Origin of the sequence: Pseudomonas sp. LAMO17WK12:I10 (genome assembly GCF_900215185.1) — a bacterium.
Taxonomy (GTDB): Bacteria; Pseudomonadota; Gammaproteobacteria; order Pseudomonadales; family Pseudomonadaceae; genus Aquipseudomonas; species Aquipseudomonas chlororaphis.
The window spans coordinates 1-6,293 of the sequence record NZ_OBDX01000062.1 but is presented as its reverse complement, the minus strand read 5'-3'; the positions used below and the strand labels follow the sequence as shown (position 1 = coordinate 6,293).

At 47.4% G+C, this 6,293-nt stretch carries 5 protein-coding genes and 1 pseudogene; 3 read left to right on the top strand and 3 right to left on the bottom strand.

Going from position 1 to position 6,293, the window contains the following annotated elements; all coding sequences use genetic code 11:
* Positions 1-71: 71 nt before the first annotated feature.
* Positions 72-154: pseudogene (locus tag CRO75_RS33630) on the top strand (hypothetical protein); the annotation flags it as partial.
* A gap of 36 nt (positions 155-190) precedes the next feature.
* On the top strand, positions 191-928 hold the full coding sequence (locus CRO75_RS31770; protein WP_275657187.1) for an IS5 family transposase: 738 nt from the start codon (positions 191-193) through the stop codon (positions 926-928).
* A 219-nt stretch (positions 929-1,147) separates the two neighbouring features.
* Here the strand turns inward: CRO75_RS31770 and CRO75_RS31765 are convergent, their stop codons facing one another.
* A complete protein-coding gene (locus tag CRO75_RS31765) occupies positions 1,148-3,106 on the bottom strand; it encodes an ATP-binding protein (protein ID WP_097140569.1) in 1,959 nt (652 codons plus the stop codon).
* 25 nt (positions 3,107-3,131) lie between these two features.
* Positions 3,132-4,907 (bottom strand): DUF3369 domain-containing protein, encoded by a 1,776-nt coding sequence (locus CRO75_RS31760; protein WP_097140567.1) that lies wholly within the window; start codon positions 4,905-4,907, stop codon positions 3,132-3,134.
* Between the two features lie 520 nt (positions 4,908-5,427).
* On the opposite strand from CRO75_RS31760, the gene CRO75_RS32780 reads away from it, so the two are divergent.
* Complete coding sequence (locus CRO75_RS32780) at positions 5,428-5,904, top strand: hypothetical protein (protein WP_143504305.1); 477 nt, start codon at positions 5,428-5,430, stop codon at positions 5,902-5,904.
* A 57-nt stretch (positions 5,905-5,961) separates the two neighbouring features.
* Here CRO75_RS32780 and CRO75_RS31755 read toward each other — a convergent pair.
* Positions 5,962-6,293 (bottom strand): IS5 family transposase (locus CRO75_RS31755; RefSeq protein ID WP_143504302.1); only part of this gene is annotated, 332 nt, incomplete at its 5' end.

Sequence of the window (6,293 nt, the reverse complement as noted above, 5' to 3'; positions counted from 1 at the left end):
TAGGCCCTGTACGAAATCCCTTGAAACACCGAAATGGTTAAAATCGCCGCCATCAACGGCAGGAGTCCCTGATGGCAAAGCGATACGAGCTCAGCGATTCATCTTGGGAAATGATCGAGGATCTAATCACCCAGGATCAGAAAACCGGACGCCCACGAAACGACGACCGACTGATGCTCAACGGCATCCTATGGGTGTTGTGTTCAGGCGCCGCAGGCGCGAAATGCCTGAGCGATTCGGCCCTTGGTCGACGGTTTATCAGCGCTTTCGAGACTGGCGAAATCGAGGCACGTTTGACCAGATGCTCAAGCGTTTGCATATCAGGCTCAACGAGCAAGGGTTGATTGACCTGGACACCTGGATGATCGACTCCACCGCGGTACGCGCAACCCGAGCCTCTTCTGGCGCCGGGAAAAAAGGGGGGGCTGAAGAACCGCTAGATCATGTACTGGGCCGCAGCCGCGGAGGTCTCACGACCAAAATTCATATGCTTTGCGATGCCAACGGGATCCCTCTTTGTTTTACCTTATCGGGAGGGCAAGTCAGTGACATTACACACGCTCAACCCTTGCTCGATCAAGTTCAAATACCCAGTAGCCAGCCTGGTAGACCTCAAAAGCGTTGCCGTTGGTTGTTGGCGGACAAGGGCTACGACGCCGAACACCTGCGCCGCTATTGCGACCGTTACCGGATGCAGCCGGTGATCCCTTTACGCACCATGAAGCGTAAGCCAAAACCTGGGTTGCCAAGGCTATTCGATAAGCCAAAGTACCGACAGCGCAACATCATTGAGCGCATGTTTGGCTGGCTGAAAGAGAACCGGCGAGTCGGTACCCGTTACGACAAACTGGCGAAAAGTTTTGGCGCGATGGTCTCATTGGCTTGCACTATCAGGTGTTTGCGACATTACTTTTCGTATACTGCCTAGTAAGTTTATCCTGGCAAGAGCGCATCGATAGCTCTGTTTAGAACTCAAAGATGAACAATGTAGTTATTCCCTTCCCCTGCGTGATCAGGGAGGAGAATATTAACCGTAATACAGACGACGGATGACTTTCGTCTCGACCCAATGAGGGCTGAAAATTATCTATCGAAAAGCATAACCATAGCCACGCGATTCCTAGTTTGCAATAAGACCCGAGCTCCTTCAAGGCTCCTCTAGAGTTTTGGGCAGCATTAGAGTAAAGGTGCTACCTACACCCACGGTGCTAGAGCAGCTAATGGTTCCGCGCAAACTCTGGGTGATGAGATTCCAAGAAATATGTAAACCGAGACCAGACCCTCCGCGTCCACGTTTAGTGGTAAAAAAAGGATCGAAGACACGTGCACAGGTTTCCGGAGGCATGCCTTTGCCGTCATCAGAAATAATCATCATTAGTGTGTCAGGCTCTGTCATGCTTGCTTCAATTTTAATAGTGCCTCCGTGAGTACCCTCAAAAGCATGGGTAACCGCATTCAAAACAATATTTGTCACGACCTGCCCGAATGCCCCAGGTAAGCTTTCTATATAAATTGCTGTCGGAGTTATAATTTGTATTTGATGGTTTCCATTGCGCAGTATCGGAGATAGTGTGCGTGCAATTTCGGTAAGTGTTTTAGAAATGTTAAATGGGCGAGGTTTGTCATTGCTTCTGTCTATTGCAACCTGTTTGAAGCTTTCAATTAAAACTGCTGCGCGCTCAAGATTGCTGATGGTGTAATGTAGACTATTTTTCATGGCTGAAAGAAATTGATCCGCATCTTGGGGAAGAAAGAGCGATTGGGGTAAGAAGAATTGGTTAAATTTGTCTTGAAGGTGAGTGGCTGCAGTATAGGCCAATCCAATAGGTGTATTTACTTCGTGAGCTACGCCAGCGACAAGCGTGCCGAGAGCGGCCATTTTTTCCCTTTCTATTATCTTGTCTTGTGTTTTGTTAAGTGTTTTTATGGTCATGGAGAGCTCTTTATTGGCCAGGGCAAGCTCCGTTGTACGTTCTTGTACCTGGCGCTCAAGCGCTATTTGATGAATCTTGCTTGTCTCGCGTTGCTGTGTTAGTAGTCTGTTAAAATTTTCGGCTATTTTGTTGAAATTATCGGATATCTTGAAGAATTCATCTGATGACTTGGTTTGTATTCGTGCGTCTAGCTGGCCCGAGCTGAATAGTCGACTTGCGGTTTCTATTGCATTAAGGGCATTGGTGATGCCAAGAACGGTTCCTGTCGCGATTAGCGCCAAAATGATCACCAAGGCAATTAGCGCCAATAGCGTTAGTATGAATAAAAAGTTTTGCCTCGCAATTTGTTGGTCCACTTCTTTTAGAGTTGCTATCCTGAGCTCTTCAAGTAAGGTTATGCCTTTTTCTATGCTGGGTGGGGACGGGTGATGACCAAGAGATAATTTAACTTGGAACCTCTCTAATTCGTCGGAATATAATGTCAGTTGGGTGTAGAGGGCGGTGTTGACTGTGTGTTGGTTTTCGAGATTGTTAAGGTGCTGATTAACTCGCCGTAAACCATCAAGTACGATGAATTCTAAGCCAACTATATAGTGATCAAGTTTTGGGTCTCTCGCAGATAAAATAGCCAGTTGCCTGGCGGTATTGTCTAAAATGTACGGGAGATAAACATATAACAGAAGAATGTTGGTGGAAATTTGTTTGTTGGATATCAAATGAGAATGTTGAGATTCTTGTTGGAGTCTTTCCAAAATGCTATGGGAAAGTATCAAGTATGTGATGAAATCTTTCTCGAAAGAAGGATTTTCATTTAGGTTGTTAAGTCGTTGAATCGTTGCGGCTAGGTGATGCGGGCGAAGGTCGTCATCCTTGGTGTTGAATGCTTCCGAAAATTTTGATATGAAATCTTTATCGATGGTCTTAAATACCGGCGCTTCATTAGGGGTTGGAAGAAAGCTGTGCCATAAGTTTGTTTGTCCCTGCAAGAGTTCTAAAGATTTTGTTTCCTTCTCCAGCAAACTCACTGAGTTTGCAATAGAGTACAATAGGTAACTAGTGCAGATGAGCAAGAGTACAGCTAAAATCGCTCCGCCGAATAAAAATTTTGAGGTCAGGCGGAAGCGTCCTGTGATTTTAACTGCAGTCCTTACTAATTCCTTGGCTTTGTGCATGGAAAGTAGCCTTTCGCTGTTGATATCAGGAGGTACGATCGCTTTCGGAGCGCTGTTGGTTATGAAGGAATAGCGAAATCATCATGTCTGGATCGGCATGATATGTGAATAACTCACTCAATTTTACAAGTACTTGGTCTATTCCCAGAGGAGCGTCGATGGAAGACAGTCTACTGACCTCTTCAAATAATTTTGCAGCAGAAACTATACGCATGGCTAGTTCTGAGGGGGATTGGTTTCCCTGGGAGGCAATTTGTTCCTTTATCAATGGCAAGGGCGAATACGTTGCAGCGGCATCGACGAAATCAATCTCTACAGTCTTTAGCGATTTCGAGGGTTGAAGCTTATTGCTTAGCACCATTTCAGTCAGGTGGGCTGTATAGCGTTCGATGCTTTCAACCTGTTCAGCTGTGACGCGGTCTTGGCAGGCAAGCTTTACAAGCATGTTCCTCGCGCGCTCCTGCATTGACTGGTTATGTAGGCTCAGAAGGATTATGTCTAATTTAGTTTTCGCCTTGTCATGGAAGATATGTAGGTGTTCCAGGTCGGTGCTTGTTAAATTTAGATCGGTTTCAAGCAGTATTTGGTAGCGCGAACGAGTATATTCAGACTCGACGCGAATGACTACAAAATTATCACTTACCCTGATAGGCAGATTTCCTATTAGATGCTTTCCTAATTCTGGGTGAGATTCCAATAGCATTTTGTTTTCACAACTAAGAAACCGTCCTGATGAAACAAGGATTCGGCTGCCTGTTTCGCTGGAGTCTAGTACCATGCCATTATAGCTGGTTTTAGATGGTCGATGAGCTCGAAGAAGGCTATGAGCAGTTTCAAGAATGACTCTTGCAAACTCTTTAATGGATGAGGTGCTCTGAATGGCTTCACTTGCGCTGAGAAGTCTGGCCATTGCCTGAGATCTTTGCTCGATGGTGATTATGTCTCTATAGGAGCGCAGCGCTGAGGTTACAACGGTGTTTAGTCGCTGGGAGGATAGTTCGGTTTTCGTTTTGTAATCATGAATGTCGTACTCAGCAACGATTTCTCGCTCGGGCGCAATTCCTGGGTGGCCAGTGCGTAAAATTAAACGAACAAAGCTATTATTAATTTCGTCACGTATTTTTCGCACTAGGCGTAGACCGGCGTCTTCAGACTCCATGACTACATCGATAAGCGCAACAGATATGTCGGGGTGGTCTTTGAATATTTCAGCTGCTTCTACAGCATTATGTGCATGTAGAAAGTGAAGCCCTTTTCCTTCGAATTTTAGATCGGCCAATACCAAATAAGTTACATCATGGACATCTGGGTCATCGTCAACGATAAGAATTTTCCAGGGTTCATAAGGGATGTATTTGCTGGATGGAAATGATGAAAGAGCGGTTGAGGCTTCCGATACCTTGTCCGAAAGCATACGCAGATAGCTTTCTATCAGGGATTCAAATTTTTGAGTGGCCACAAGTGTACGGCACCGCATGTCTTCGGGCAGTGGTTGTCTGCTGAGCCATCCGGTAGTTTCAAGATGGCGTAACGTCTTCCGTATTCCACTGGAGGCGTGAGCACTGTCCCAATACAGGTTTTTCAATGCCTTGCTTTCGGAACTGGTATAGCTGAGGACAATTCGAAAAAACAGATCCTTTCCTGCGTTTGTTGGAGGAATGGGAAGGTGCTCTTCTTCCCAGCTGTTTATCGACCTAGCCATATGTATTAAGGGCAGGAGCCTAGAATGGCTATTGGTCTCTACAATTTCATGGCTGGAGTGCGGGGCTGGTTTCCAAAGTGTTGTATTGAGGTCAGGCATTTTTTACCTCCCTGTGCGCGCAGTGTAGCAGCGGAAAATGTTGGCATTTTCTTGTATTTTTAATGGCAGGCACGCGTATGCCATGCAGTTAGGATCCTTGCGGTTTTTGAGAAATTTTGCGATTCAATTTATCGCTATTTTGTGTCGCCTATTGATCTGCGTGCCTTGACTGCTTAGAGGTAAGTTGGGCCCCCTACAGTACGTTGGAGCCCCTCACATCGGGGGGGAGGTTATGCAGCCAAGAGCGGGAAAAATCGGAATCGGGATCTGCTTGGACTCTTTTGCAGTGTCGAGGGAGGGGGTAACGAAGTCTTTCAAAGCGCTAAGTGTGGGTTCAAATGAGTGGTGGCACATTGCTACTGGTGTGCGGGAGGTCTTTGGTCCTCGACCAGTATCGGTCGACTCTACGGTGGAAGCGGTGGTAGTAGTCTCTAACAGTCTTGCCAGATTTGCGGTTGTGGGCCGTCCAGCGGATGGTTTAAACGAAGAACAGCAGCATGACACTGCAAGGATGGCACTGATGGGACGGTACGGCGGATTGAAGGGGTGGGCTTATGCATTTGCTCCGCTCGGAAGGCGAGGGCTAATTTCATGGGCTGTTCCGATGGACTGGTTGTGGATGATATATCAAGCTTTACGTGGTGGTGGCGTTAGCGTAAGTGCCGTCATTCCTGCTTTTTGGGCGGGTTTTCAACATCCCAAATTTAATCTGGAAGATGATGGGGTCTTCGCCATGTATGAGTCCGGTCATCTTGTAAGGATTTCCTGTGCAGGGGAGCGATGCGAAGGGCAGGTTTTTCCAGCGCTTCCTTGGGCCCAGTTGCAGGAGACATTGCACATGGCGGGGATTGAGGAAAAGGATGGGTTGCCTATTCATTTGATTGCTCCCGCGTGCACACATGACTTAACTTCTTCTGCTGTTGACGCGTGGTTTGTTAATGGGCATGAGGGGCCGGCTGGTATTTATGCTGAATGGGCAGCGAGCATTGAAAAATAGAGGGCGCCTGAGTAGATGTGCAGAAAGCCATCGGGTAAGCCTACAGGGCGTTCTCAATCAGGCCAGCCAAATGACGGCTGACACGAGGCTCAACATCGCCTGATAGTTCCTGGCTAGTCGCTCATATCGGGTCGCTACCCGACGGAACTGCTTCAGCTTCAAGAAGAAACGCTCCACCAGGTTGCGCGCCTTGTACAGATGCCGATCCAGTGTGCGAGGGTACAGACGATTCCTTTTGGATGGGATCACGGCCTCAACCCCTCTGCACTGGATCGCATCGACGAAGGCGGCGCAGTCATAGCCTTTGTCTGCCAATACGGCTTCGCAGGTGAAACCGTCAATCAGGGCTACGGCTTGCTCATATTCCGAAGCTTGCCCCGGCGTCAACA

Excerpts from the sequence above, each read along its gene's own strand:
- CRO75_RS31760 (WP_097140567.1), bottom strand. The coding sequence starts at position 4,907 with ATGCCTGACCTCAATACAACACTTTGGAAACCAGCCCCGCACTCCAGC.
- CRO75_RS31770 (WP_275657187.1), top strand. The coding sequence starts at position 191 with ATGGGTGTTGTGTTCAGGCGCCGCAGGCGCGAAATGCCTGAGCGATTC.
- CRO75_RS32780 (WP_143504305.1), top strand. The coding sequence starts at position 5,428 with ATGGGACGGTACGGCGGATTGAAGGGGTGGGCTTATGCATTTGCTCCG.
- CRO75_RS31765 (WP_097140569.1), bottom strand. The coding sequence starts at position 3,106 with ATGCACAAAGCCAAGGAATTAGTAAGGACTGCAGTTAAAATCACAGGA.